Origin of the sequence: Sphingomonas sp. (assembly GCF_013812825.1) — a bacterium.
In the GTDB taxonomy this organism is placed as follows: Bacteria; Pseudomonadota; Alphaproteobacteria; order Sphingomonadales; family Sphingomonadaceae; genus Sphingomicrobium.
Window position 1 is genome coordinate 1 of sequence record NZ_JACCSU010000027.1, and the last position, 24,159, is coordinate 24,159.

General features: G+C 67.0%; 26 protein-coding genes. 11 read left to right on the forward strand and 15 right to left on the reverse strand.

The features are described from left to right. Positions 1 to 77: 77 nt before the first annotated feature. From accD to H0T81_RS03470, 3 genes are read right to left on the reverse strand one after another with little or no spacing between them, the layout of a single operon-like run. Positions 78 to 932: an acetyl-CoA carboxylase, carboxyltransferase subunit beta gene (gene accD / locus H0T81_RS03460; RefSeq protein ID WP_294009828.1), complete on the reverse strand. Its 855-nt coding sequence runs from the start codon at positions 930 to 932 to the stop codon at positions 78 to 80. 49 nt (positions 933 to 981) lie between these two features. Beyond that, positions 982 to 1,653: an orotidine-5'-phosphate decarboxylase gene (gene pyrF / locus H0T81_RS03465; protein WP_294009831.1), complete on the reverse strand. Its 672-nt coding sequence runs from the start codon at positions 1,651 to 1,653 to the stop codon at positions 982 to 984. Then, on the reverse strand, positions 1,650 to 1,946 hold the full coding sequence (locus H0T81_RS03470; protein ID WP_294009834.1) for a hypothetical protein: 297 nt from the start codon (positions 1,944 to 1,946) through the stop codon (positions 1,650 to 1,652). The genes pyrF and H0T81_RS03470 overlap by 4 nt, the downstream gene beginning before the upstream one ends. A gap of 153 nt (positions 1,947 to 2,099) precedes the next feature. Here H0T81_RS03470 and H0T81_RS03475 point away from each other — a divergent pair, with 153 nt between their 5' ends. The 5 genes from H0T81_RS03475 (at position 2,100) to H0T81_RS03495 (ending at position 7,518) form a co-directional block, all read left to right on the forward strand. Next, positions 2,100 to 3,437, forward strand: coding sequence for a serine hydrolase domain-containing protein (locus H0T81_RS03475; protein ID WP_294009837.1), 1,338 nt, complete (start codon positions 2,100 to 2,102; stop codon positions 3,435 to 3,437). Between the two features lie 58 nt (positions 3,438 to 3,495). Next, complete coding sequence (locus H0T81_RS03480) at positions 3,496 to 4,008, forward strand: hemerythrin domain-containing protein (RefSeq protein WP_294009839.1); 513 nt, start codon at positions 3,496 to 3,498, stop codon at positions 4,006 to 4,008. Positions 4,009 to 4,024: 16 nt separating this feature from the next. Further along, positions 4,025 to 5,539 carry an FAD-dependent oxidoreductase gene (locus H0T81_RS03485; protein ID WP_294009842.1) on the forward strand — a complete coding sequence of 505 codons (1,515 nt, stop codon included), beginning with the start codon at positions 4,025 to 4,027 and terminating at the stop codon, positions 5,537 to 5,539. Positions 5,540 to 5,685: 146 nt separating this feature from the next. Next, positions 5,686 to 5,961, forward strand: coding sequence for a PilZ domain-containing protein (locus H0T81_RS03490; protein ID WP_294009845.1), 276 nt, complete (start codon positions 5,686 to 5,688; stop codon positions 5,959 to 5,961). Positions 5,962 to 6,003: 42 nt separating this feature from the next. After that, positions 6,004 to 7,518, forward strand: a complete 1,515-nt coding sequence (locus tag H0T81_RS03495) for a tryptophan halogenase family protein (protein WP_294009848.1) — start codon at positions 6,004 to 6,006, stop codon at positions 7,516 to 7,518. A 304-nt stretch (positions 7,519 to 7,822) separates the two neighbouring features. Here the strand turns inward: H0T81_RS03495 and H0T81_RS03500 are convergent, their stop codons facing one another. Next, complete coding sequence (locus tag H0T81_RS03500) at positions 7,823 to 8,374, reverse strand: L,D-transpeptidase family protein (protein WP_294009850.1); 552 nt, start codon at positions 8,372 to 8,374, stop codon at positions 7,823 to 7,825. Between the two features lie 152 nt (positions 8,375 to 8,526). Further along, positions 8,527 to 10,818, reverse strand: coding sequence for a UvrD-helicase domain-containing protein (locus tag H0T81_RS03505; RefSeq protein ID WP_294009853.1), 2,292 nt, complete (start codon positions 10,816 to 10,818; stop codon positions 8,527 to 8,529). 745 nt (positions 10,819 to 11,563) lie between these two features. Between H0T81_RS03505 and H0T81_RS03510 the strand changes: the two genes are divergently transcribed. Further along, positions 11,564 to 12,388, forward strand: a complete 825-nt coding sequence (locus tag H0T81_RS03510) for a TonB family protein (RefSeq protein WP_294009856.1) — start codon at positions 11,564 to 11,566, stop codon at positions 12,386 to 12,388. A 259-nt stretch (positions 12,389 to 12,647) separates the two neighbouring features. Here the strand turns inward: H0T81_RS03510 and H0T81_RS03515 are convergent, their stop codons facing one another. The 5 genes from H0T81_RS03515 to rsmI all read right to left on the reverse strand — a co-directional run bounded on the left by H0T81_RS03515 (position 12,648) and on the right by rsmI (position 16,111). After that, a complete protein-coding gene (locus H0T81_RS03515) occupies positions 12,648 to 13,106 on the reverse strand; it encodes a PA2169 family four-helix-bundle protein (RefSeq protein WP_294009858.1) in 459 nt (152 codons plus the stop codon). Positions 13,107 to 13,286: 180 nt separating this feature from the next. Further along, complete coding sequence (locus tag H0T81_RS03520; RefSeq protein WP_294009861.1) at positions 13,287 to 13,913, reverse strand: DedA family protein; 627 nt, start codon at positions 13,911 to 13,913, stop codon at positions 13,287 to 13,289. 3 nt (positions 13,914 to 13,916) lie between these two features. Further along, positions 13,917 to 14,879, reverse strand: coding sequence for a glutathione synthase (gene gshB / locus H0T81_RS03525; RefSeq protein WP_294009865.1), 963 nt, complete (start codon positions 14,877 to 14,879; stop codon positions 13,917 to 13,919). Positions 14,880 to 14,927: 48 nt separating this feature from the next. Beyond that, positions 14,928 to 15,278, reverse strand: a complete 351-nt coding sequence (locus H0T81_RS03530) for a YraN family protein (protein WP_294009868.1) — start codon at positions 15,276 to 15,278, stop codon at positions 14,928 to 14,930. Then, complete coding sequence (gene rsmI / locus H0T81_RS03535) at positions 15,275 to 16,111, reverse strand: 16S rRNA (cytidine(1402)-2'-O)-methyltransferase (RefSeq protein ID WP_294009871.1); 837 nt, start codon at positions 16,109 to 16,111, stop codon at positions 15,275 to 15,277. Before rsmI ends, H0T81_RS03530 begins: the two co-directional genes overlap by 4 nt. A gap of 137 nt (positions 16,112 to 16,248) precedes the next feature. Here rsmI and H0T81_RS03540 point away from each other — a divergent pair, with 137 nt between their 5' ends. Further along, complete coding sequence (locus H0T81_RS03540; protein WP_294009873.1) at positions 16,249 to 16,569, forward strand: hypothetical protein; 321 nt, start codon at positions 16,249 to 16,251, stop codon at positions 16,567 to 16,569. Between the two features lie 4 nt (positions 16,570 to 16,573). On the opposite strand, the gene hemW is transcribed toward H0T81_RS03540, so the two are convergent. Genes hemW through rph form a run of 3 tightly spaced genes read right to left on the reverse strand, consistent with a single transcriptional unit; the run spans position 16,574 to position 19,118 of the window. Further along, positions 16,574 to 17,797 (reverse strand): radical SAM family heme chaperone HemW, encoded by a 1,224-nt coding sequence (gene hemW, locus H0T81_RS03545; protein ID WP_294009876.1) that lies wholly within the window; start codon positions 17,795 to 17,797, stop codon positions 16,574 to 16,576. Next, positions 17,794 to 18,405 carry an RdgB/HAM1 family non-canonical purine NTP pyrophosphatase gene (gene rdgB / locus H0T81_RS03550; protein ID WP_294009879.1) on the reverse strand — a complete coding sequence of 204 codons (612 nt, stop codon included), beginning with the start codon at positions 18,403 to 18,405 and terminating at the stop codon, positions 17,794 to 17,796. The genes hemW and rdgB overlap by 4 nt, the downstream gene beginning before the upstream one ends. Continuing rightward, positions 18,402 to 19,118, reverse strand: coding sequence for a ribonuclease PH (rph, locus tag H0T81_RS03555; protein ID WP_294009881.1), 717 nt, complete (start codon positions 19,116 to 19,118; stop codon positions 18,402 to 18,404). Before rph ends, rdgB begins: the two co-directional genes overlap by 4 nt. A gap of 74 nt (positions 19,119 to 19,192) precedes the next feature. Between rph and hrcA the strand changes: the two genes are divergently transcribed. Genes hrcA through H0T81_RS03570 form a run of 3 tightly spaced genes read left to right on the forward strand, consistent with a single transcriptional unit; the run spans position 19,193 to position 21,338 of the window. Continuing rightward, on the forward strand, positions 19,193 to 20,227 hold the full coding sequence (gene hrcA / locus H0T81_RS03560) for a heat-inducible transcriptional repressor HrcA (protein ID WP_294009882.1): 1,035 nt from the start codon (positions 19,193 to 19,195) through the stop codon (positions 20,225 to 20,227). An 8-nt stretch (positions 20,228 to 20,235) separates the two neighbouring features. Further along, positions 20,236 to 20,820, forward strand: a complete 585-nt coding sequence (grpE, locus tag H0T81_RS03565; protein ID WP_294009885.1) for a nucleotide exchange factor GrpE — start codon at positions 20,236 to 20,238, stop codon at positions 20,818 to 20,820. Further along, positions 20,820 to 21,338 (forward strand): hypothetical protein, encoded by a 519-nt coding sequence (locus H0T81_RS03570; protein WP_294009888.1) that lies wholly within the window; start codon positions 20,820 to 20,822, stop codon positions 21,336 to 21,338. Before grpE ends, H0T81_RS03570 begins: the two co-directional genes overlap by 1 nt. An 18-nt stretch (positions 21,339 to 21,356) precedes the next feature. Here the strand turns inward: H0T81_RS03570 and H0T81_RS03575 are convergent, their stop codons facing one another. Further along, entirely contained in the window at positions 21,357 to 22,682 is a 1,326-nt protein-coding gene (locus H0T81_RS03575; RefSeq protein WP_294009890.1) for an SLC13 family permease, read from the reverse strand. A gap of 159 nt (positions 22,683 to 22,841) precedes the next feature. Between H0T81_RS03575 and H0T81_RS03580 the strand changes: the two genes are divergently transcribed. Continuing rightward, on the forward strand, positions 22,842 to 23,711 hold the full coding sequence (locus H0T81_RS03580) for a hypothetical protein (protein ID WP_294009892.1): 870 nt from the start codon (positions 22,842 to 22,844) through the stop codon (positions 23,709 to 23,711). A gap of 23 nt (positions 23,712 to 23,734) precedes the next feature. Here the strand turns inward: H0T81_RS03580 and H0T81_RS03585 are convergent, their stop codons facing one another. Next, positions 23,735 to 24,157, reverse strand: coding sequence for a DUF202 domain-containing protein (locus tag H0T81_RS03585; RefSeq protein WP_294009895.1), 423 nt, complete (start codon positions 24,155 to 24,157; stop codon positions 23,735 to 23,737). Positions 24,158 to 24,159 lie beyond the last annotated feature (2 nt).

Here is a 24,159-nt window from a genome sequence, read left to right on the forward strand (position 1 = left end):
CCCGCGGAGCCTCGCTCAACCCCCCCTCCGTCAGCACTTCGTGCTGCCACCTCCCCGTCCCGGGGAGGAGACTCCGGTCACGCCGCCTCGCGCTCGGGGGCCAAGTAGCTCACTAATTGCGACAGCCGCTCGCGCAGCTGGTGGCGCGGGACCACCATGTCGATCATCCCGTGGGCGAGCAGATATTCGGCGCGCTGGAAGCCGTCGGGAAGCTTTTCGCGGATGGTCTGCTCGATCACCCGCTGGCCGGCGAAGCCGATCAGCGCGCCCGGCTCGGCAAGCTGGACGTCGCCGAGCATCGCATAGGAAGCGGTGACTCCGCCGGTCGTCGGGTCGGTGAGGACGACGATGTACGGCAGGCCGGCCTCGCGCAGCTCGGCCAAGGCCACGGTCGTTCGCGGCATCTGCATCAGCGACAATATGCCTTCCTGCATGCGGGCCCCGCCGGCGGCGGTGAACAGCAGGTACGGGCATTTGCCGGCAATCGCGGCGTGCACTCCGGCGACGAACGCGGCGCCGACCGCGATGCCCATCGAACCGCCCATGAAGGCGAAATCCTGGACTCCGATGATCACCGGATGGTCGTCCAATGTCCCGCGCGCGTTGAGCAAGGCGTCGCGTTCATTGGTCGCTGCGCGGGCCGCCTTCAGCCGGTCGGTGTAGCGCTTGCTGTCCTTGAACCGCAGCGGGTCCTCGCGGACTTCGGGCGCCGGCAGCAGTTCGTAGCGTCCCTGGTCGAACAGATGCTCGAACCTGGCCTTGGCTCCGATCCGGTCGTGGTGGTCGCAGCGCGGGCAGACCCGAAGATTGTCCTCCCACTCCTTGAGGAAGACCATCGTCCCGCACTTGCCGCACTTGTGCCAGAGATTGTCGGTCGACTGCCGCTTGGGCAGGAATGGGATGCCTTTCCGGACCCGGCTCAGCCAGCTCATTGACGTCCTCGTTCCATAGCGCGGTTCCGCTAGGCGCAAGCGCCCGTCCTTACAAGGTGGCGGCGATGCTCCGGACTGCGGCGGACGGATCGTTCGCCTCGGTGATCGGGCGGCCGATGACGAGGATCGAGGCTCCGTCGTCGATCGCTGAGCGCGGGGTGACGATTCGCTTCTGGTCGGCGGAGTTAATCGCGTCTGGCCGGACTCCGGGAACGACGAAAAAGCCGGCGGGCCACGCCTTGCGCGCGGCCGCGACTTCCTCGCCCGAGCAGACGATGCCATCGAGGCCGGCGCTTTGCGCGAGCGCGGCGAGGCGCGCGACCTGTTCGGCCGGGCCGTCCCCGACTCCCGCGGCCGCGAGGTCCTTGTCGTCGAGGCTGGTGAGGACAGTGACCGCGACGACCTTGGTGTCGGGCGAAGCGGCGGCCTTGGCGTGTTCGAGCATCGCTTGGCCGCCGCCGGCATGGACGGTCAGGATCGCCGGCTCGAGCGGACGCAGCACCTGGACGGCCCTGGCGACGGTGTTGGGTATGTCATGCAGCTTCAGATCGAGGAAGATGGGCAGCCCGAATTCGCCGAGCTCGGTCACTCCGGATGGACCGTTGGCGGCGAAAAACTCGAGGCCGAGCTTGATTCCGCCGGCTACTCCGCGAACCGCGCGCGCAATCTCGCGCGCACGGGCAAGGTCGGCCGTGTCGATGGCGACGAAGATCGGGCTCATATCGCCGGGGATTCGTCCGCTGGCACGGGCGCCCGGTTCGTCGCAGGCGCGGTCTGCTGCCGTTCCTGCGCTTCGACGCGGCGCCGAAGCGTCCACAACCGCGCTCTTTCGATCAGGAAGGTGGGCAGGAATCCCAGCAGGAACATCGCCAGCAGCAGAACCGGGATCTTGATGTCGACCTGAATGTCGCCCCACAGGTTCAAGGGGACGTCGGTCCAGTTGCGGCTGGCGAACAAAGCGATGAGCACGGCGAGAAGCACCCAGAACAGGGTCTTCAGAAATTGCATCGGCATGGCTCCCGTGGCGCGCCTTTAGGCGAGCAGCGCTGCAATGGCCAGCGGCGGAGGCATTCGTCGTGCTCCAGCCGCCGTTCATCGCAGCTTGCACGGCACAGCGTTGAGCCGACCCAGCCTTGACTCCACAAGAGGTGCGGGGTGGGAGGTCGCTTGGAAAAGCAGCACAAGATCGGTCTTGGCGCATTCGCGCTGCTGCTCGGCGCGGTCTATTTGGCGGTGCCGTCGCAGCCGACGGCTCCCGCCGAGCCCGTTGCGACCGCCCAAGCCAATCGTCATCTGGCAGCGGTCACCCCGTCCGCCCGCCGCGACATCGATTATGCGGCGCTCGACGCACGGCTGAAGCGGATGGCCGAGAAGCCGGCGGTCGTCGGTCTCGCGGTCGGGGTCGTCGAGAATGGCCGAATCACGTTCCTCAGCGGCTATGGCGAGACTCTGGCCGGCTCGGGCGAAAAGGTCACTCCGGACACGGTGTTCCGCTGGGCGTCCGTGTCCAAGGGCGTCGCCGCGACGATGATCGCCAAGCTCGCCGAGGAGGACAAGCTCAGCTTCAATTCGCCGCTGGCGAAATACGCGAGCATCAGGCTGCCGGGCGGCGCCGAGTCGCGGGCGACCATCGGCGATCTGCTGAGCCACCGGCTCGGCCTTTACCGCAACGCCTACGACAACAAGCTCGAGGAAGGGCAGGACACGCGCTTCCTTCGCCAGACGCTCGGGCACCTCAATTTGATCTGCCCGCCCGGCACGTGCTGGAGCTACCAGAATGTCGCCTACGACGGCTCGTCGGAGATCGTCGAGCGGGTCACCGGCAAGCCATTTCGCGAAGCGGTCCGCGAGAAATTGTTCAATCCCATTGGAATGACCAGCGCCAGCGTCACCCGCGAGGGGCTGGTCAGCGCCAAAAGCTGGGCCCGGCCGCATAATGCGGGGCGCAAACCGCTCGAAGTCCTAGACACCTATTACCGGGTGCCGGCCGCCGGCGGAGTCAACAGCAACATCAAGGACCTGGCGCTGTGGATGCTCGCCCAGATGGGGCAGATGCCCGACGTCCTGTCGCCCCAGCTCTTGCACACGATCCACGCGCCGCTGGTCAAGACTCCCGGCGAGCGGCGGCGGTTGCGCAAGTTCCTCGAACGGCTCGGCCAGGCCGATTACGGATACGGCTGGCGGAGCTATGATTATGCCGGCCACCGGATCGTCGGCCACCGCGGCGGAGTCAGCGGCTACCGCTCGCTGATCCTGTTCGACCCGGACCGCAAGAGCGGGGTCGTGGCGATGTGGAACAGCAACACCAACCAGCCCGGCGGCCTCGAGTTCGAGGTGATGGACATGCTCTATCGGCTGCCATTCCGCGACTGGATGGAGCTCGGCAACGGGGCGCCTGGGGCGGCTCCCGACAATGACGACGAAGCCGCCAAGGACAGCGCGGCGATCGCGGCGGCGAGGACGACCGGAGCGCGCGGCTCAGCGTCTTTCCGTTCATCCCGCTGAATACAGGAACTTGTGTCCAGCGCGGCGGGTTCTGCCGGCACTGACCAGGAGAGCCCCAATGCCAGAATCGACCAAGCAGGACGCGATCGCACTGCTCAAGCAGGACCACCGCACCGTCGAGGAATTGTTCGCCCAGTTCGAGAAAGCGAGCGGCGGGGGCCGCAAGCAAAAGCTCGCCGAGCAGATCTGCCTCGAGCTGTCGGTCCACGCGACCATCGAGGAAGAGATTTTCTATCCGGCCTGCGAGGGCAAGGTCGAACAGGAGCTCCTGAAGGAAGCCTATGTCGAGCATGACGGAGCCAAGATGCTGATCGCCGAGATCCAGGCCGGCGACGGGCGGAGCGACGACTTTTTCGACGCCAAGGTCAAGGTGCTCCAGGAGCAGATCGAGCACCACGTCGAGGAAGAAGAGAAGCGCATGGAGGGCGTGTTCAGCCAGGCGCGCAAGGCCGGCCTCGACATGGACGGGCTCGGCGAGCAGCTGGCACAGCGCAAGGCCGAGCTGACTGAAACCTACAAGGCGACGGGCGTTCCCAAGCCCGAGCTGACGACGATGAACGAGACGCTCTGAACCGACAAAGCCGCCGATGACGACTAGCAGCTTCTGGTATGAGGACGTCGGGCTCGAAAAGAGGCCGCCGCTCGCTGCCGATGCGCAATGCGACCTGGTCGTCGTCGGCTCGGGGATCGCGGGAATGTCGAGCGCCTATGAGGCGGCGCGGTTCGGCTGGCGGGTGATTGTCATCGACCGCGCCGAGACCATCGGCGGAGTCATGACCCCGCGCACGACGGCGCACCTGGCCACCGAGCTCGACGATTATTATTATTATCTGATCAAGGCGCGCAGCGAGGACGACGCGCGACTCTATCACGAGAGCCAGGTCGCGGCGGTCAACCGAATCGAGACGATCTGCCGCGACGAGGGCATTGATGCCGACTTCGCCCGGCTCGAGGGCATCCTGGTCCCCGCCGAGCCGGCGCACATGCGCGACCTTCAGCAGGAATATGATGCGTGCCGAGCGATCGGGGTCGATGTCGAGTGGCTCGACCAGGCGCCGATCCCGCTGCCCGACGGAACGCGGGCGCTGCGCTTCCCCAACCAGGGCCGGTTCCACCCGCTCAAATATATTCGCGGGCTAATCGCCGCGGTCGAGGGCCGCGGTGGGAAAATCCACGGCGGCACCGTCTATGTCGACCATCAAGAGGAGGACGGCGGAGTCACCATCGAGACCGAGGCCGGCCATAAGATCCGCGCCAGGGCCGCGCTCTTCGCGACCAATTCGCCGGTCAACGACAAGGTGACCATCCACACCAAGCTGGTCCCCGACCGCACTTACGTGATCGCGGGGCCGGTGCCCAAGGGCTCGGTGCCCGACCTGCTGATCTGGGACACGCTCGAAGCCTATCATTACGTGCGCCTGCAGCCGCTCGGCGAGACGGAGGACCTGCTGATCGTCGGCGGCGAGGACCACCGAAGCGGCATGGCCAACGACATGGACGAGCGTTTCGCCCATCTCGAGACGTGGACGCGCGAGCGCTTCCCGTCATTCCAGGGTGCGCGTTATCGCTGGTCGGGCCAGGTGATGGAGCCGGTCGACTTCATGCCGTACACCGGCCGCAACCCCGGCAACCGCAACATCTACGTCCACACCGGCGACAGCGGCCAGGGGATGACCAACGGGGTCGCCGGAGCAATCAATTTCGCTGCCTTGCTGTTCGAGCAGAAGGCGCATTTTGCCGAGCTGTTGGACCCGGCGCGCAAGCCGGTGGCCGGCACCAGCCTTGCCGATTTCGTCAGCGGCCGCGCCGAGGACGTCGCCAATCTGTCGGAATATCTGACCGGCGGCGACGTCGCGTCCGTGGACGAGCTGAAACCGGGCGAGGGCGCGATCATCCGCCGTGGGACCGCCAAGATCGCCGCGTTCCGGCAGGACGACGGGACGGTCATCGAGCGTTCGGCGGTGTGCACCCACGTCGGCTGCATCGTCCACTGGAACGGGCTCGAGAAATGCTGGGACTGCCCGTGCCACGGCTCGCAGTTCCAGCCGGACGGGCAGGTGATCAACGGCCCGGCGATCCGCCCGCTTGCCGAGGCCGACTGATCGAGCCATCCCTGCTGCCCGGCAGGGGGACCTGAAAACAGGCCGGCAAGGCCGTGACAATCCGGTCAAAGCTGGGTGAATGGGCCGCTAACCAATCCTTTAGGTGATCTCGGCTAGAATGCGCTCGAACAAGTGAGAGTTGGATTGTGGGCCGAAGTCCTGGGCAAGTTCCGCGGAGACACCGCATCGAAGTGGCGCACGACGCGACTCTGGTGCTGTCCGACGGCTCCGAGCATTCGGTGAAAATCACCGACGTCTCCGCCGGCGGATTCCGCCTGCAGACCGACGAGACCATGCCGATCGGCGAGCATGTGTACCTGCGCGTACCCCATTACGGCGACTTTCCGGCGCAGATCCGCTGGGCGCTCGGCACTGACGCCGGCGGCCTGTTCCTCCAGCCCGTCGAGCTGCCGACCGGCTGACGGCGTTGCAGATTGCCGGGCGCTGCTCCAAGCTGACGGCCAATGCACTCCATTCGAGAAGTCGTGATCGTCGGTGGCGGCACCGCCGGCTGGATGGCCGCGGCGGCCTTGTCGCGCTTCCTCGGCAACGCCGGCACCCGCATCACCGTCGTCGAGTCGGACGAGATCGGCACCGTCGGGGTCGGCGAGGCGACCATCCCGCCGCTGATCGCCTACAACAGCATGCTCGGGATCAACGAGGACGAGTTCCTCGCGGCGACCCAGGGGACGTTCAAGCTCGGCATCGAGTTCGTCGATTGGGGCGACATCGGCGAGCGTTATTTCCACCCGTTCGGAGCGCACGGACAGGACGTCCGCGGAGTCAGTTTCCACCAGCTCTATCTGCGCGAGCGCAAGCGTCGCGAGCTTCCCGATATCGCCGAATGGTCGATGAGCGCGGTGGCCGCGGCGCTCGGCCGTTACGCCCGTCCCGGGCCGGATGCGCGCCTGCCGCTGTCGCAACTGTTCTACGCGTTCCATTTCGATGCCGGGCTCTACGCCCTGTTCCTGCGCAATTACGCGGAGCGCGGCGGGGTCCGCCGGATCGAAGGCAAAATCGTCGACACCCGGCTCGACGGCGCCTGCGGCCATGTCGAATCCGTTACCCTGGCCGACGGCACGACCATCGCCGGCGAGCTGTTCGTCGACTGTTCCGGCTTTCGCGGGCTGCTGATCGAGCAGGCGCTGGCGACCGGCTACGAGGACTGGACCAAATGGCTGCCGTGCGACCGGGCGATCGCCGTCCCGACGGCCTATCAGGGACAGCCCGACCCCTTCACGCGCTCGACGGCCCGCCCGGGCGGCTGGCAATGGCGGATCCCGCTGCAGCACCGAATGGGCAATGGCCTCGTCTATTCGAGCGAGCACCTGGCCGACGATGACGCGGCGCGTCTTCTGCTCGACAATCTCGAAGGCGAGCGGCTCGCCGAGCCCCGGCGACTGTCCTTCACCACCGGCCGGCGCAAGCTCGCCTGGAACCGCAACGTGGTGTCGCTGGGGCTGTCGAGTGGGTTTGTGGAGCCGCTCGAATCGACCAGCATCCATTTGATCCAGAGCGGCATCGCCAAGCTCATCGCCCTGTTCCCCGACCGCCGCTTCAACCCGATCGAGCGCGACGAGTACAACCGCCAGATGCAGGACGTGTTCGAGGATGTCCGCGACTTCATCATCCTCCATTACAAGGCCACTCGGCGCGAGGATTCCGGGCTGTGGAAATATTGCGCGGCGATGAACCTTCCCGACAGCCTCGAGTGGAAGATGGAACTGTGGCGCTCGAAGGGACGCCTGTTCCGCGAGGGCAAGGAGCTGTTCGCGACCGCCAGCTGGGTCGCGGTCATGCTCGGCCAGGGCATCGTTCCCGACGAGCACGAGCCGGCCGCGGACGGGCTCGAGGAGGAGCTGGTCGCCGACGCGCTCGACAAGATGCGATTGAGCTATCGGCGAATGGCCGAGCATATGCCGACCCACGGCGAGTTCATCGCCCGGTCGTGCGCAGCGCGATCTCTGGAGAAGCCGTAGCGCCGCGCTCCCGGGCCGCACTCAGGCTCGCCGTTGCACCGGCTCGGCGAGGATGTCTCCGCGCCTGGGAACGGAAGCGCTCGTCCGGCGCTAGTTCACCGAAGGAGATGGAAGATGTTCAGAAAACTGCTTTTTGCCGGTGGAATGGCCTACCTATGGCGCAAGTTCAGGGGTGGCTCGCGGTCGGACGATAACTCGATGATCGGCAGCCGCCGCGGCGGGCTGCGCTTCTAACAACCGGACAATTGGAAAACGGCCGCCGGCGCGCTAGCGCCGACGGCCGTTGCTTTTTGGGGTCAAGAAGTCAGGCGCCGATCAACACCGGTGTGCCGACCCCGGTCACCGTGAAGAGCTTCGCGGCGAATTTGGCCGGCAGCCGAATGCAGCCGTGGCTCGCGGGATGCCCCGGATTGTGCCCGGCGTGAAGCGCGATTCCGAAGCGGTCGATGCGCTGCATGAAGGGCATCGGCGCATTGTCGTACTTGCGGCTCCGGTGCATCTGCTTCTTCTCGAGCACGTTGAAAATGCCGGTCGGCGTCGGGTTCCTGTTGGTTCCGGTCGAGATCGTCGTCACGGCCACCAACGTCTCGCCCCGATAGAGGAAGGCGAGCTGATCGGAGAGGCTGACCACGACCCGTTCGGCGCCCGCGCTTTTCGGCACGTCGCGCCACAGATAGTTGCCGGGCTTCAGCCGCTTCGGGCCGAATCCCTCGATCATGTCGGCGCGGGCGATCGCCGCGGCGCTCGCCGCGGTCATCTTCGCCTCGTAGGTTTCGATCGCAGCCGCGGCGGGAGTAGAAGGAACTCCGAGGGCGAGCGCACCCGATGCGGCCAGCGCAAACGCTAGCTTCTTCATTTCACAGGCTCTTTTTCCTATTGACTTTTGCTGCATTAATGCACGCGACCCGAGTCGGGTTCCGTGAGTCGCGGTGGTTTCGGAGCCCTCGAGCGTCACCGAGGCCCTTTGTGTCGACCGAATCGGGGACGCTTACACGCGAGCGACTTCGTTCAGTCCGTGCTGACGAAGCTGTCGAGCACCTTCTTCCTTCCCGAGTGCTCGAAGTCGATTTCGAGCTTGTTGCCTTCTTGTCCGACGATGGTGCCGTAGCCGAACTTGCCGTGGAACACGCGCTGGCCGAGGCTCAAATCGTCGCGGCCCTTGTTGCCGAGGCTGACGGCCGACGCTCGGGCTTCGATGATGCGCTCCGGTTGACCACTGAAGTTCCCGCTGGATGCCGCGCGCTGCCAGCCGGGGCCGCGGGTCTGGCTGCGCTGCGGGCGGAGCGCGGCGACATGGGCGAAGGGGTCCGAGCGTTCGCTCCATTGCGCTCGCCAAAGGCTCTCCCCGCCGGTCATCGTCGTCTCTTCCTCGATATGCTCTTTTGGGAGCTCGGCGAGGAAGCGGCTGGGAAGCGAGCTCGTCCACTGGCCGTAGATTCGGCGGTTGGCGGCGTGGAGGATCGTCGCCTGCCGCCGGGCGCGGGTGATCGCGACATAGGCGAGGCGGCGCTCCTCCTCGAGTGAGGCGAGGCCGCCTTCGTCCATCGAGCGCTGCGAGGGGAACACGCCTTCCTCCCAGCCGGGCAGGAACAGGCGGTCGAACTCGAGCCCCTTGGCGGCGTGGATGGTCATGATCGTGACCTTCTCGCCCGCCCGCGCCTCGTCGTTGTCCATCACCAGGCTGACGTGCTCGAGGAACGCCCCGAGGCTTTCATATTCCTCCATCGCGCGCGCGAGCTCGGCGAGATTCTCGAGCCGGCCGGCCGCCTCGGCGGTGCGGTCGGCCTGGAGCATCGCCGTGTAGCCGCTCTCGTCGAGCAGGATCCGGGCGAGCTCGGGGTGGGGCAGCTTGCTCGCCTGGTCGCGCCAGCGGGCGATGTCGGCGACGAAATTGCCGAGCGAGCGGCGCGCCTGCGGGGTCAGCTCGTCGCTGTCGAGCATTTGCGCGGCGGCGAGCAGCAGCGGCTGCCGGCTCGCTCGCGCGAACGCGTGGATTCGGGCGACCGCCTTGTCGCCGAGGCCGCGCTTGGGCTGGTTGACGATGCGCTCGAACGCCAGATCGTCGGCCGGCTGGGCAATCAGCCGCAAGTAGGCGAGCGCGTCACGGATTTCGGCCCGCTCGTAGAAACGGAAGCCGCCGATGATCTGGTAGGGCAGGCCGATGGCGATGAAGCGCTCCTCGAACTCGCGGGTCTGGAACTGGGCGCGGACGAGGATCGCGACGTCGTCGAGCGACCCGCCCCCGCGCTGGTAGCCTTCGATCTCCTCGCCGACCCGGCGCGCTTCCTCGGGCCCGTCCCACACTCCGATCACCTTTACCGGCTCGCCGTCGCCGACATTGGTCCACAGCGTCTTGCCGAGCCGGCCGGCGTTGTGGGCGATCAGTCCGGCCGCGGCCGCGAGGATGTGGCTGGTCGAGCGGTAGTTCTGCTCGAGCCGGATGATCGCCGCGCCGGGGAAATCGCGGTCGAAGCGCAGGATGTTGGCGACCTCGGCGCCGCGCCACGAATAGATCGACTGGTCGTCGTCGCCGACGCAGCACAGGTTGCGGCGCGGGTCGGCGAGCAGCTTCAGCCACTCGTACTGCGCCTGGTTGGTGTCCTGATACTCGTCGACCAGGATGTATTTGAAGCGCTCGCGGTAGGCGGCGAGCACGTCGGCGTGGCGGCGCAGGATCACCAGCATGTGGAGCAGAAGGTCGCCGAAATCGCAGGCATTCAAGGTTTTCAGCCGTTCCTGGTAGGCCGCGTAGAGCTCGGCGCCGCGGCCGTTGGCGAAGATCTCGGACTCGCCGGGCTCGACTTGCGACGATGTCCAGCCGCGGTTCTTCCAGCGGTCGATCAACCCGGCCAGCTGGCGCGCCGGCCAGCGCTTCTCGTCGAGATTGGCCGCCTGGATCAGCTGCTTGAGGACGCGCAGCTGGTCGTCGGTATCGAGGATGGTCAAGTTGGACTTGAGGCCGACCAGCTCGGCGTGGCTGCGCAGCATCCGTGCCGCGACCGAGTGGAAGGTGCCGAGCCACGGCATGCCCTCGATCGCTCCGCCCGAGATCGCCGACACTCGCCCGCGCATTTCGCGCGCGGCCTTGTTGGTGAAGGTGACGGCGAGAATCTGGCTCGGCCAGGCGAGCCGCGTGGCGATGATGTGCGCGAGCCGGGCGGTGAGGGCGGCGGTCTTGCCGGTGCCGGCCCCGGCCAGCACCAGCACCGGGCCTTCAGTGGTCAGGACCGCTTCGCGCTGGGGCGGGTTGAGGCCGGCCAGATAGGGCGGTTCCGGAGCTGCGGCGGGAGATTCAGGCACTTGCGAGGAGGTAGGGGCGAGCGCCGATGGAGGCAATGGCGCCCCCGATTCGCGCAAAAGGGCGTGGGTTCCTGCTGTTGTTCCCGATATCCCCGTTATCCACAGGCTCGAGCCTCGATTATTCGCTTTGCGCGACTCGTGGCGCAGTGCATTGATCATCGCGTGATCGGGACGGCGGTCGCGGTCTCACCGGACGGTCTTCGGGCAAGAAAGTGCGGCAGTGACCTAAGTTCCGATCTCTGCCGGCAGGCAATGGGAAAGGTCTTCGGACCGGACCCGAGGCCAGGCCGGGAAGAGGCGCCGGAAGAGATGATCTTCCTTTTGCGCGACGCGGCTCCAACACTCTTCGGAGTGGGACGAGCAAAGCGGGACGCAGAAGTGATCATCCCAAGAAGGGCCGTGGAACATCGGAGTTGCTTTGCCTTCGGGCAAGGCATGAGCGGACCCAGGCCGAGCTTCCTTCGGGAAGCGAAGTTTGGGAAAGCGAGGCTCTCACGAGCCGCTGCGGTGGGAAGCGACGCCTGAGCTGGTGAGCCAGGATCGAGAGACGGTGAGGCTTCGGCCGATCTGGTTGCGAACACCGGCATATCCGTGCTCGGCGCAGTGGGGGCTGGCAGCAATGCCGGCCCCCATTTCTATGTGCGCAACGCGGCTAACCCACCTCGGGCCGGAACAGCTCGCTTGCGGCCAGCGCCGAAACAGCCCACGATGAGCAAGCTTGTGTGCTTGGCTGGAGAGGCCTGCATTGCTCCCTCTGTTGCTACAAATCGCGGCGAGTTCGGCAGCCGCCGTCACTGACGCTCAAAGCGAGGCTCGGCTTCTCAATCTCGGTGAGCTCATCACTTCGGATGATTACCCGGCCATTGCAATTGACCAGGAGCAGCAGGGTACCGCAACCGTTCGGCTGAGGGTCGACCGCAACGGCTATGTAGAGACATGCAAGGTGGTCGAATCGTCCGGTTCGCGAGCGCTCGATGAACAGACCTGCGCGGTCTACAGGGCGCGCGCTCAGTTTGAACCCGCACGCGACGCTCGGGGGCGGGCGCAAGCATCAAATTACACGCAAAGAGTAACCTGGAGGCTCGAGGGTGATCCGGCGATCCCGATGCCACGTCAACCCTGGATGACCCGCAGCACGCTTGCGGTCACCGCTGAAGGAAGTTTTGTAGATTGCAAGATCGAAGCGACCGGTTTGTCCGGCCCTCCCGACGTCTGCGAAACGCTCATGGCCCTCGGGAAGGGCGACGATAGCGAGCCGACCAAGCGCGAAGCGATCGCGAGCTTCTTGATATCCGATACGTATTTTTACCCCCTTTCGGCAGGCAAAGCGCCAACCCCGCCCCGACTGAGCGACGCAAATCAAGTGGGGCAGCAAGTCAGTGAAGTCACCATCGATCCGACGGGCCGCGTTAGCGACTGCAAGGGCGTTCGATACTCCGGCGCTGCCGGTCCCGAACGGGATGCATGCATCATGTTGAGAAGCGTGCGGTTTGCGCCAGCAAGCGGGGGCGCGAGCCTGACCGCCACAATCGTGTTGACAGGCTACGTGCGGACCAACAGCGTCACCTGATCAGGGGACGCCGCTGCCGGAGCCTTTGACGAACTGGAGGGTGATGGGGGCCGTCACGCGGCGAGGCCGCGCTTCCTAGCTTGATACCGCCAGGGCGGCGGTGCGTGCGCTCCGCCGCCCGTTCGCGCCTGAATACAACCGGGGCGGCGGTGCTTGCGCTCCGCCGCGCTTCCACGCCTGACAGACAACCGGGGCGGCGGTGCTTGCGCTCCGCCGCCCCGTGCCCCGCCCCCACGTAGCGGGCGGGGTGGTGCAGGTTTTAGGCTTCGTGCCCGTGCTTGAGGGCGCTGACCTGGTCGTGGCCCTTGCGGACCGACTGATAGGCGTTCTCGACCACCGCCCGGGTCTCGCCCGACAGGGAGCCTTCGCTGAGAGCGGTTTCGAACTTCTCCTTGAGATAGTCCTCGCCGCGCTCGGTCTCGTTGATCACGGCCTTTTCGTCGCGGCCGGTGACCGCCGCCTTGAGGTCGAGCCAGCGCTGATGGGTCTTGCCAAGGACGCTGCCGTCGTCCTCCGGATTGCCGCCGAGCCGGCGAACCTCGGCGCGAAGGTCCTCGACGACCCGCTGGCGCTCCCGCGCATTGTCGCGGAACAGCTGCTGGAGCCTCGAATTGTCGAGATTCGCGGCCGAATCCTCATAGCCGGTGACGCTGTCGATGAGTGTCGCGATCAAGGTGTTGAGGGTCGAGATTTCATCCTGGCGGGTGTTGTCGGTCATGGCAAATCGCTCCTGTTCACGTTGAGGTCGTGCGGTAGCAACGCTCGAGCCGCCGAGCCGATGCCTCAGCCGTCGAAATCGCTCGGTGACGGGCCGCTATTCGCGGTCATTCTGTCGACTTCTTCGAGCCGAAAGAGGGCGACGCCGCACGGGGACGATCCTCAAGAAGCGCGAGGATCCTCAATCCACATCGGATTCTTCCTTGCGGTCCACCTGGTGGCGGTGAGTCCATAGCCGCCAGACGTATCCGGCGGCGAGCACCACCAGCACCGCGTTGGACGCCGGACCGACCATCTGCTCGACCGCGGTGACATCGTTCTGCAGCCTGTAGCCGGCGCCGGCGAGGATCGCCGTCCAGCCCGCGGTGCCGACCAGGGAGGCGATGAAAAAGCTCTTGAAGCGCATCCGCAGCAATCCGGCCGGAACCGAGACCAGCGAGCGGACGGTCGGCAGCAGCCGGCCGAAGAAGACGAAGAAAGTCCCGTGCCTGGCGAACCATCGCTCGGCTCGCTCGACCTCGGGCCAGCTGATCGTCAGCCAGCGTCCGTAATGCATGATCAGCGGCTTGAGGCGATGCACTCCAAGAGCGCGGGCGGCGAGGTACCAGACGGTGTTGCCGAGCATTGCTCCGGCCGTGCCCGACGCGACCACCGGCACGAATCCGAGCTTGCCCTTGGCGGCGGCCATGCCGGCGATCGGCATGATTACCTCGGACGGGATCGGCGGGAAGATCGTCTCGAGGAACATCAGGAAGGCGACACCGAGATAGCCCGATTGCTCGATCAGCCGGATCACCCAGTCGCTCATGGCTCAATCCCGACCGCGTTCGGCCAGACGGCGCTCGACCGCCGCCCAGAACAGCCCGGGCGTATCACTGCCGTTCAGTGCATCGATGGCGACGATTCCGGTGGGCGAGGTGACGTTGATTTCCGTCAGCCATTTCGCGCCGATGACGTCGAGGCCGACGAACAGCAGGCCGCGCTTCCTGGCTTCGGGGCCAATCGCGGCGCAAATTTCCTCTTCGCGTGCCGTAAGCTGCGTCTTCGCCGCCTTGCCGCCGACCGCGAGGTTGGAGCGAATCTCGCCTTCTCCGGGAAGACGGTTGATCGCGCCCGCGACTTGGCCGTCGATCAGGACGATGCGCTTGTCGCCCTCGGCGATCTCCGGGAGAAAAGCCTGCACGACATGCGGTTCGCGATAGGCGCTGTTGAACAGTTCAATGAGGGAGGCGAGGTTCTGCGCCTCGCGGCCGATCCGGAAAATCGACCCACCGGCGAAGCCGTGCAGCGGCTTGACGACGATTTCGCCATGCTCGGCGAGGAATTTCCGGGTCAGTGACAGCGACCGGGTAATCAGGGTCGGCGGCATGAATTGCGCGAAGTCGAGCACCCACAGCTTCTCGGGTGCATTGCGGACGCTGGCCGGATCATTGACCACCAGCGTGTCGCCCTGGATGCGCTCGAGCAAATGGGTCGCCGAGATATAGCCGAGGTCGAAGGGTGGGTCCTGGCGCATCAGAACGACGTCGACGTCCCGGCCGAGATCGACGATTTCCGGCTCGCCAAAGCGGTAATGGCCGCCGGCAACGGGCTGGACCGTCACCGGGCGCGCCGTCGTCCGCAGGCGCCCGTCCGAGTAGCTCAAGCCCTCGGGCGCGTAATGGTAGAGTGCATGCCCGATCTGCTGCGCCTTGAGCATGATCGCGAAGGTCGAATCACCGACGATGTTGATCGCCTCGAGCGGGTCCATCTGAACTGCGACGCGAAGCGACATGGCCGCGCGCCTAGGCGAGCCGCCCGTCTTTGTCACGCCAAGGCTTTGTCACCCTTGCCAGACGTCGGCGAGGTGGCGCGGCCAGCGGCGCGGAACGATGAAGATGGCGTCGATCCGAAGCTCGTCGCCGTCGCGCATGTAGCGCGGGGCGAGCCGCTCCGCGGCGACGACGACCCGGCGCAACCGGTAGGCATCGAGCGAGAATGCCGCCGCGTCCTGGGTCGCTCGCGCCTTGACCTCGACGAACGCCAGGGTGCGGCCGCGCCGGGCGATGATGTCGACCTCGCCGCCGCGCACCCGGGCTCGGCGGGCCATGATCCGCCAGCCGTGCAGCCGGAGCCAGAAGGCAGCGATGGTCTCCGCGCCGCGGCCGCGCCTTTCGGCCGCAAGACGGCTCACCTGGCGGCCAATTGCAGAGCCCGCGCGTAGGCGCGTTTCCGGGGCACCCCGAGCCGCTCGGCAACCTCGGCCGCGGCGCGCGACGGCGACAGCCGGGCGAGCGCCTCGCCGAGCGCCGAATCGAGGTCGGACTGGCTTGCGCCTTCGGCCGCGGCGGGCGGGCCGACGACGATGACGATTTCGCCCCTGGGCGGCGCAGCGGCGTAGCGTTGCGCGAGCTCGGCCAGGGTTCCGGTCACGCATTCCTCGTGCAATTTGCTGATCTCGCGCGCGACCGCGGCCTCGCGAGCGCCGAGCTGGGCAGCCAGTGCCTCCAGGGTGGCGCCGAGGCGAGGCCCGCTCTCATAGATGACCAGCGTCGCCCGGACGCCCGCGACCTCGGCGATGGCGTCGCCGCGTGCCTTGGCCTTCGGCGGCAGGAACCCGAGGAACAGGAAGCGGTCGGTTGGAAGGCCGGCGAGCGTCAGCGCCGCGATCGCCGCGCAGGGACCTGGGACCGTGTGCACTGCATGGCCGGCGGCGCGGGCCGCGCGAACCAGCTTGTAGCCCGGGTCGGAGATCAGCGGCGTCCCGGCATCGCTGATCAGGGCGATCGCCTCGCCGCCGAGCCTGGCGACGATCGCCTCGCGCTCGGCTTCGCTCGTATGGTCTTGATAGACGGCCATCGGAGCCCTAGCGCCGGCGTGCGCGAGCAGCTTCGCGCTGACCCTCTTGTCCTCGGCGAGAATGCGGTCGGCGCGGCGCAATGTCTCGGCGGCGCGCGGCGACAAATCGGCAAGATTGCCGATCGGAGTGGCGACTACATACAGGCCGGGGGGCAGGCGCTCGTCCATAGGTTTTGCGCGAACAATCGCATCATCGTTGCCGGGGCTGCAAGCAAGCCATTGCCTGGCCACTGGAAATTGCTCTTTCCAAACGCTGAAAAAAGGCGCATTCTCTTGGAATTATCGGGTCTTAGGGGTCCCGGCAGATGGTCACAGCGTTCACCGCAATCATCCTCGCCGCGCTCGTCCAGAGCGCCGCCATCAACAGCCAGCGCGACAATTATCTCGGCTGCCTCGACAAGGCCGTTGCAGCCGCGACGGCGCAGAAGACCCCCTCGGCTGCGTTCGAGGCCCATCTTCGGCAGAGCTGTGCGGACGCCGAGGCGAAGTTCGAGGCCGCCCTCATCGCCTTCGACCTCAAGAACAAGGTGCCGCGCAAGCAGGCGCAGGCCGACGCGCAGGTCCAGGTCGACGATTTCATCTCCAACCTGGTCGGCCGCTACCGGGTGGTGACCCCCTCGCAATAGCGCTTCAGGCCAGCGCGACCTCGGCAAGGATCCGGTCGAGCACCAGCCGGCCAGCCGCAGTTGTCGCGATTCGCTCGCCGCTGCGGACAAGATGGCCGCTTCGGATCAGGCGATCCACTGCCCTCCAGTCGACGATCGAGTCGAGACCGAAGCGGTTCGCGATGGCGCCCGCGTCAATGCCTTCGGCCAGCCGCAGCCCCATCACCAAAGCCTCGTCGGCCGCCTCTGTGGAGGTCAGCGGCTCCTCGTCCGCGATTCCATGGCCGTTGCGGGCAATTGCGGAGAGGAAATTCTCGGGCTTGCGGTGGCGCGCCGTGCGCTGGCCCAGCCGGCGGCCGTGCGCGCCGGGGCCGACTCCGGAATAATCGCCGTAGCGCCAGTAAGTGAGGTTGTGGCGGCTTTCCTCGCCCGGCCGCGCGTGGTTGCTGATCTCATAGGCGGGAAGACCGGCTGCCAAGGTGCGCTCGGCGGTCAGCTCGTAGAGTGCAGCCGCACGCTCGCAATCGAGAGCTTCGAGCTGGCCGGCGGCGGCGAGCGCGGCGAAGCGGGTGCCCGGCTCGATGGTCAGCTGGTACAGCGACAGATGGCCGGTGCCGAGCGCCAGCGCCCGGTCGAGCGCCATGCGCCACCAGGTCTCGGTGTCGCCGGGCAGCGCGTAGATCAAATCGACGCTGACGCGCGCGAAGTGCTTGCGGGCGATGTCCAGCGCGTCCAGCCCCTCGTCGGCCGAGTGGGCGCGGCCAAGGAAGGCGAGGCGCTCATCGTCGAAGCTCTGCAGGCCGAGCGACAGGCGGTTGACGCCCGCCACCGCGAGATCCGCGAACCGCGCCGCCTCGACCGAATTGGGGTTGGCCTCGAGCGTGATCTCGAGGTCCTCCGTCGCCGGCCAATGCTCCCGCGCGGCGGTGATCAATGCCGCGACCGTGCTCGGCTCCATCAGCGAGGGCGTGCCGCCGCCGAAGAAGATCGAGGTCAGCCGGCGGCCGGGAAGCTGGCGCGCTTCGTGGGCGAGGTCGGCGAGCAAGGCGTCGTGCCATTGGTCCTGGTCGACGACCGAACGAACGTGGCTGTTGAAGTCGCAATAGGGGCATTTGCTGACGCAGAAAGGCCAGTGGACGTAGAGGGCGAGGGGATCGGGCTCCTCAGCCCGTTCGCCTCGAGCGAAGTCGAGAGGCGTTTCGCACAATCGGTCGGATCCCTCGACTTCGCTCGGGACGAACGCGGTCATTTCCTGAGCGCCGCCACGAATTTCTTGAACGCGCGCGCTCGGTGGCTGATGCGGTGCTTTTGGGCCGGGTCCATCTCGCCGAAGGTCTGCTCATGGCCGGCGGGGACGAACATCGGGTCGTAGCCGAAGCCCTGGTCGCCGCGCGGCGGCCAGACGAGCGCTCCGTCGACCCGGCCCTCGAAGCCTTCGATCTGGCCGTCGTTGGGCCAGGCGAGCGACAAGGCACAGGCGAAATGGGCGTCGCGGCTGGCATCCGGCCCGGCCTCCTCGAGTCTCGTCCAGACGCGTTCCATCGCTCGCATCCAGTCGCGACTGCCAGCCTCGTCCTCGGCCCAGCGCGCCGAGAAGATGCCGGGAAGGCCGTGCAATGCGTCGACAGCGAGGCCGCTGTCGTCGGCGAGCGCCGGAAGCCCGGACAAATCGGCCGCCTCGCGCGCCTTCAGGTCGGCATTGTCGAGGAAGGTGTTGCCGATCTCCTCGGGCTCGGGAAGGCCGAGCTCCTCGGCGCCGACGCAGCCGATGCCGAGCGGTCCGATCAGCTCGGCGATCTCGCGCAGCTTGCCGGGGTTGTGGGTGGCGATGACCAGCCGCTCGCCGATCGGCCTCATCGCGCCGCAGCCTTCAATTGCGCCTCGAAAATCTCCGTGCAGCCGATGCGGGCGAGACGCAGCAGCCGGAGCAGGCCTTCCTCGTCGTAGCATTCGCCCTCGGCGGTGACTTGGGCTTCGACGATCGAGCCGTCGGCGGTCAGCACGAAATTGCCGTCGCAGCCGGCGCCGCTGTCCTCGATGTAGTCGAGGTCGAGCACCGCGGTGCCATTGTGGATTCCGCAGCTGACCGCCGCGACCTGGGTCCGGATCGGGTCGGCGGCGATGCTTTTGGCGGCGAGCAGCTTGTCGACGGCAATGCGCAGCGCGACCCAGGCGCCCGAGATGGCCGCGGTGCGAGTGCCGCCATCGGCCTGGATGACATCGCAATCGACGATCACCTGGCGCTCGCCGAGCTTGGGGAGGTCGACCACGGCGCGCAGGCTTCGGCCGATCAGCCGCTGGATCTCCTGGGTCCGGCCCGACTGCTTGCCCTTGGCCGCCTCGCGGTTGCCGCGAGTGTGGGTGGCGCGCGGAAGCATTCCATATTCGGCCGTGACCCAACCCTGGCCCTTGCCGCGCAGGAACGGCGGCACCTTCTCCTCGACCGAAGCGGTGACCAGCACGCGCGTCTCGCCGAAGCTCACCAGGCACGAGCCTTCGGCGTGGCGCGTGAAGCCGGGCTCGAAGGCAAGCTCGCGCATCTGGTCGGGGGCGCGTCCGCTGGGGCGCATTCAGGACTCCTTGAACTCGGGTTGAGCGGCGCTCACTAGACCGGGCGGCGGGGCAATCCTAGATGCGGCTGGCAATGACCCAGCCCATCACCGAGCTCAGCGACCGAATGCGCTCGATCTTCGGCCTGGTGGTCGAGGCTTATCTCGAGCGCGGCCAGCCGGTTGGCTCGAAAGCGCTGGCCGGGAGCGTCAGCCTGTCGCCGGCCTCGATCCGTGGCGTGATGCAGGAGCTCGAGGAGCGCGGGTTGCTGACCCACCCGCACACGTCGGCGGGGCGGATCCCGACCGAAACCGGGCTGAGGCTGTTCGTCGACGGGATCATGCAGGCGTCACTCCCCGACGAGCGCGAGCGGGCGGCGATCGAGGCGCAGATCGCGCGCGACCAGCCGATCGAGCAGGCGCTTGCGGCCGCGTCGGCGGCGCTGTCCGGCCTGTCGTCCTGCGCCGGCGTGGTGATGGCTCCCAAGCAGGAGCTGCACCTGAAGCAATTGAGCTTCGTCGCCTTGTCGCCCGGGCGCGCTCTGGCGGTGCTGGTCGGCGCCGACGGAAGCGTCGAGAACCGCATCGTCACGCTCGATGCCGCGACCGACCCGGCGGCGCTCAACGAGGTCGCCAATTTCGTCAATGCCCGGCTGTCGGGCATGACTCTCGCCGAGGCGGAGGCGCGGCTGCGGGCCGAGATCGGCCAGCGCAAGGAAGCGCTCGACCGCGCCGCTGCCGAACTGATCGCCTCGGGGCTCGCGGCGTGGAGCGAGGACCATGCGCGGCGCCCGGTGCTGATCGTCCGCGGCCAGGCGAACTTGATCGACGAGCGCGCCGGCGAGGACCTGGAACGGGTGCGGCGGCTGCTCGACGAGCTCGAGGACCGCCAGGAAATCGCCCGTTTGCTCGAAGGCGCGCGCGACGCGCCCGGCTGCCGGATCTTCATCGGATCGGAGAACAGGATGTTCGCTCTGTCGGGCTCGTCGGTGATCGCCGCGCCCTATCGCGGGAGCCAGGGACAGGTGGTGGGAGTTGTCGGAGTGATCGGGCCGACCCGGTTGAACTATGCGCGGGTGGTCCCCATGGTGGATTTCACGGCCAAGGCGCTGACGAGATTGATGGCATGACGGATGGTATGACGAACGAGGATAAGCTGCAGGATTCCGAGCAGGCCGAGCGCGAGAAGGTGGCGGCCGAAGCCGAGGAAATCCGCAAGGAAACCGCCGAAGCGGCCCCCGAGCTTGCCGAGCACGACCGGATTGCGGAGCTCGAAAAGGCGCTCGAGGACGCGACCAGCAAGGCGCTCTATGCGGCCGCCGAGACGCAGAACGTGCGCCGCCGGCTCGAGGCCGAGAAGGTGCAGGCCGCGGCCTATGCGTCGAGCGCGTTCGCGCGCGACATGCTGGCGATCAAGGACCATCTCGACCGGGCGCTGGCCGCGGTTTCGGACGAGCTTCGCGACGACAATGTGGCGAGCAACTTCCTCGCGGGAATCGAGGCGACCGCGCGCGAGCTCGAAGCCGCGTTCGCCCGGCAGGGCATCGTCCGGATCCAGTCGATCGGCGAGAAGCTCGACCCGCACCGCCACCAGGCGATGATCGAGGTCGCCAGCGACAGCGCCGAGCCGGGGACCATCGTCGACGAGATGCAGGCCGGCTACATGCTCAAGGATCGGCTGCTTCGGCCGGCGCTGGTCGGAGTGGCGAAAGCACCCGAGTGATGCGCGGCGCCGCGGCGCTCGCCTGCCTGCTGGCGGCCGGAGCGTGCACCCAGGGCCAGGATCAGCGGCGCGAGCAGCGTCAGTCGGCGTCGGCCAAGGCTGCCAGCGCCGAGCAGCCGACATTGCCGGTCCTGCTGCGCTACCTGCCGCCGGAGCGGGGCGGGCCCGAGGCTTACCCGGAAGCGATTGTCAGCGGCGTCCTCGATCTTTCCGGACCGTGCGTGCGGCTCCAGGACGGGCACGGCCGAGTGACGACCGTGGTCAGCGCCCCCGGCGCGTATCTGCGGCAGGACGCCGCCGGGCTCTACATCCAGTCGGGCAGGGAACGCCTGCGGCACGGCTCGTCGGTCACCGGCGGCGGCGGCTGGTTCGACAATCTGCCGGCCGGTCCGGGGACGCTCGATCGGCCGATCCCCGCCCAATGCCGTTCGGGACCCTATGTGGTGGTCACCGACATCCAGCGCTACGACCCGTCCGACGATCCGCCGCCGCGCTCACCGCCACCGCCCGGGCCCTAAGCGCGAGCCGACCAGCGGTCAGAACGGGAAATACATCTGGATGGCGATGACTCCGACCACCCAGGTGATGAGGTTGAGCGGGATCCCGACCTTGACGAAGTCGAGGTAGTTGTAGCCGCCCATCTGGTAGACGATGACGTTGGTCTGGTAGCCGAAGGGAGTCGCGAAGGCCGCGCTGCCCGCCAGCATGATCGCGACGAGGAACGGGCGCGGACTGACGGCGAACGCTTCGGCCATCGACACGGCGATCGGAGTGAAGAGCACCGCCACGGTCGCGTTCGACAGGATTTCCGTGGCGAACAAGGTCGTTCCGTAGAGGATGACCAGCGCGAGCAGCGGGCTCATCCCGTCCATCGAGCCAAGCAGCAGGGCGGTCGCGGAACCAGCCAGGCCGGTTTCATCCAGAGCGATTCCGAGCACCACCATTCCGGCGATCAGCATCAGCACTTCGGGCCGAAGGCCGCTGTAGGCTTCGGTGGCGGTGATCACCCTGAGCAGGATCAGCAGCACCGCTCCGGCAAAGGCGCAAGCGGCGATCGGCGCGACGTTCAAGGCCGCCAGCGTGACCACCCCGACGAACACCAGCGAGGACGTCAGCGCCGCCCATGGCCGCAGCTCGACCTGCTTGGCGAACGGCTCCGCAGAACCGATCAGTCCACCGGCAAGCCCCGGCTCGCGGAAATTCTCGGCGGCGTGAGCGGCTTCGCTTGCGCTGGCTTTCGGCTCGCCATTGCCGGCCTTGACCAGCCGGGTGCTGAACAGCAGCAGGTAGAGACCGCCGGCGGCGGCGACCATCAGCCCGGCGGGCGTGATCTCGAAGATTCCGAACCGCGGCTGGCCGGCCACCATCGCCATGTCGTTGACCAGCAGGTTGGTGGATGTTCCGATGAGCGTGCAGCAGCCGCCCAGAACCGCCGCGTAGGATAGCGGGATCAGATAGCATTTTGGCGAGCGCCCAAGCGAATTGGCGACATCCCGAACGACGGGTGCGCTGAGCACGACGATCGGCGTGTTGTTGAGGAACGCCGAGGCGCCGCCGGCGAGGCCGATCAGGATCCACAGTCCCGCCGTACCGATCCGCTTGCACAAGGCGACCACCTTGCGAATGGCGGTATCGAGAAGCCCGGAAAGCTCCATCGCGTAGGCAATGACGAACAGCGAGGCGAGCGCGATGATGGCTGGGCTGGCGAACGCCGACTGCACTTCGACCGGACGGACGACGCCGGTCATGAGCAGGAACGCCGCGCCGGCCAGCGCAACGACGTCGGACCTCACCTTGTCCCAGATCAGCGCAGTGACGACGGCGGCGAGGACCAGCAGGGTGAGCGCCTGTTCGAAGGTCATCGGCTCAATTTCCGCTCCTGCGTCGCCTTCGCTTCCTATGGGCACTTTTGCAGTAGGGGCCAAGCGCCATGAGGCTCGCGCAACAGCGGAGCTGTGCTATGCGTGCTGCCAATGGAAAATCTGCGGACCCATCCGCTGCGGTTTGCGAGGTTGCACCTCGTGGCGGCGCTGACAATGCTTTGCGCTTGCCAGCCCGAGGCGCAGGACCCCGGCAATTTGCACAATGCCGAGGAGCCGACGCTCAACGCTTCCGTGGTGCCTCGGCCACAACCCGCACTGGATCGCGCCGCGATCTTTGCGGCGGTCGCGCGGGCGGCCAGCGCGGAAGCCGCCGGCACCGATCACTCCGAAGCTCAGCGGGAGCTCGACGGCCGGCAGTTCGAGATCCGGATCCGGTTCGGCTGCAAAGGCCCGTCGACCGAGCTCCGCGAGGAGTGGCTGGGCTGGTCCTTCGACCGCGAGAAAGGCACCTTGAGAGTGCGGGCGATGCCCACCCTTTCGGCGGAGGAGCAACTGGTCAAGGCGCTCGGCGGCGACCAGTTCGAGGCGGTCGAAGGCTTCTGGATCCCGCGACCGTGGCTGCTCGAGGCCGCGTGCCCCGCCACGGCCGCGGTCAGTTCCGCGCCCGCCGAGCCGGCCGCGGACGCCGCCTCCAAGGAAACAGGCGCGCAGCCGGCGACGACGCCCGCCGCCGCGGCCGAAAGCCAGCAGATCACCGAACCGGTGCCCAAATGGCCACGGATCGGAATCGCGCAATTCTTTACCGAAACCGATCCCCGAACGGGGCGGCGCTCGATGCGCCCGTACGAGGCGGTCAAGACGCTCGGCCCCGAGCAGCCGATCGGCTCCCAGGGCTTCAACCTCGTGCTGTCGGGCCGCTTGAAAGCGCTTCCGGACAAGCGAGTCATCGCCTGCGTCGCCAAGGGAGCGGACAGCCCGCCGGAATGCATCGTTTCGGTCGATTTCGATCGAGTGTGGATCGAGAAACCGGCCGATCGGGAGATTCTCGCCGAATGGGGCGGCGGGTGACACGCTCAAGCTAGGCGAGCGGCTCAGTCGCCAATGAGATTGACCTCCGGCTCGATCGTCTCGCCGCCCACTTCGAACTCTAGGAGCCAAATCGCTGCGATCAGAGCCACGGTCGCCAAGGTACTGGCAATCGACACCGTTCGGACACTCGTGACTTTGACCGATTTTACTTTGTGCGTGTGGAGCGTCGAGAACACCGCGCAGGCGCGCCGCTCGGCCGCGACGAAGATCATGATGGCGATGAGCAGGAAACCGCTTGCAATGAGTTTCGCGACCCATGCGGGCTCGAGACGGGCGAACAAGGCGTTGAACGCGAGACCGATGCCGATCCCCGCGTAACCGGTCCGCAGCCAGCCGGCGAAGGTCCGCTCGTTGGCGAGCACCGTTCGGTCTTCGGCGAAATCCGTCCGGGTCCGCGCGAGCTCGGTCTTGTCTCCGTCCGCCATTC

What these genes read in the sequence shown, in the direction of transcription:
- H0T81_RS03575 (WP_294009890.1), bottom strand. Translation starts at nt 22,682, where the DNA reads ATGACCTTCGAACAGGCGCTCACCCTGCTGGTCCTCGCCGCCGTCGTC.
- H0T81_RS03585 (WP_294009895.1), bottom strand. Translation starts at nt 24,157, where the DNA reads ATGGCGGACGGAGACAAGACCGAGCTCGCGCGGACCCGGACGGATTTC.
- H0T81_RS03470 (WP_294009834.1), bottom strand. Translation starts at nt 1,946, where the DNA reads ATGCCGATGCAATTTCTGAAGACCCTGTTCTGGGTGCTTCTCGCCGTG.
- rph (WP_294009881.1), bottom strand. Translation starts at nt 19,118, where the DNA reads ATGCGCCCCAGCGGACGCGCCCCCGACCAGATGCGCGAGCTTGCCTTC.
- H0T81_RS03485 (WP_294009842.1), top strand. Translation starts at nt 4,025, where the DNA reads ATGACGACTAGCAGCTTCTGGTATGAGGACGTCGGGCTCGAAAAGAGG.
- H0T81_RS03570 (WP_294009888.1), top strand. Translation starts at nt 20,820, where the DNA reads ATGCGCGGCGCCGCGGCGCTCGCCTGCCTGCTGGCGGCCGGAGCGTGC.
- grpE (WP_294009885.1), top strand. Translation starts at nt 20,236, where the DNA reads ATGACGAACGAGGATAAGCTGCAGGATTCCGAGCAGGCCGAGCGCGAG.
- H0T81_RS03495 (WP_294009848.1), top strand. Translation starts at nt 6,004, where the DNA reads ATGCACTCCATTCGAGAAGTCGTGATCGTCGGTGGCGGCACCGCCGGC.
- hemW (WP_294009876.1), bottom strand. Translation starts at nt 17,797, where the DNA reads ATGACCGCGTTCGTCCCGAGCGAAGTCGAGGGATCCGACCGATTGTGC.
- H0T81_RS03540 (WP_294009873.1), top strand. Translation starts at nt 16,249, where the DNA reads ATGGTCACAGCGTTCACCGCAATCATCCTCGCCGCGCTCGTCCAGAGC.
- rsmI (WP_294009871.1), bottom strand. Translation starts at nt 16,111, where the DNA reads ATGGACGAGCGCCTGCCCCCCGGCCTGTATGTAGTCGCCACTCCGATC.
- H0T81_RS03500 (WP_294009850.1), bottom strand. Translation starts at nt 8,374, where the DNA reads ATGAAGAAGCTAGCGTTTGCGCTGGCCGCATCGGGTGCGCTCGCCCTC.
- pyrF (WP_294009831.1), bottom strand. Translation starts at nt 1,653, where the DNA reads ATGAGCCCGATCTTCGTCGCCATCGACACGGCCGACCTTGCCCGTGCG.
- H0T81_RS03480 (WP_294009839.1), top strand. Translation starts at nt 3,496, where the DNA reads ATGCCAGAATCGACCAAGCAGGACGCGATCGCACTGCTCAAGCAGGAC.
- H0T81_RS03515 (WP_294009858.1), bottom strand. Translation starts at nt 13,106, where the DNA reads ATGACCGACAACACCCGCCAGGATGAAATCTCGACCCTCAACACCTTG.
- accD (WP_294009828.1), bottom strand. Translation starts at nt 932, where the DNA reads ATGAGCTGGCTGAGCCGGGTCCGGAAAGGCATCCCATTCCTGCCCAAG.
- H0T81_RS03520 (WP_294009861.1), bottom strand. Translation starts at nt 13,913, where the DNA reads ATGAGCGACTGGGTGATCCGGCTGATCGAGCAATCGGGCTATCTCGGT.
- gshB (WP_294009865.1), bottom strand. Translation starts at nt 14,879, where the DNA reads ATGTCGCTTCGCGTCGCAGTTCAGATGGACCCGCTCGAGGCGATCAAC.
- hrcA (WP_294009882.1), top strand. Translation starts at nt 19,193, where the DNA reads ATGACCCAGCCCATCACCGAGCTCAGCGACCGAATGCGCTCGATCTTC.
- rdgB (WP_294009879.1), bottom strand. Translation starts at nt 18,405, where the DNA reads ATGAGGCCGATCGGCGAGCGGCTGGTCATCGCCACCCACAACCCCGGC.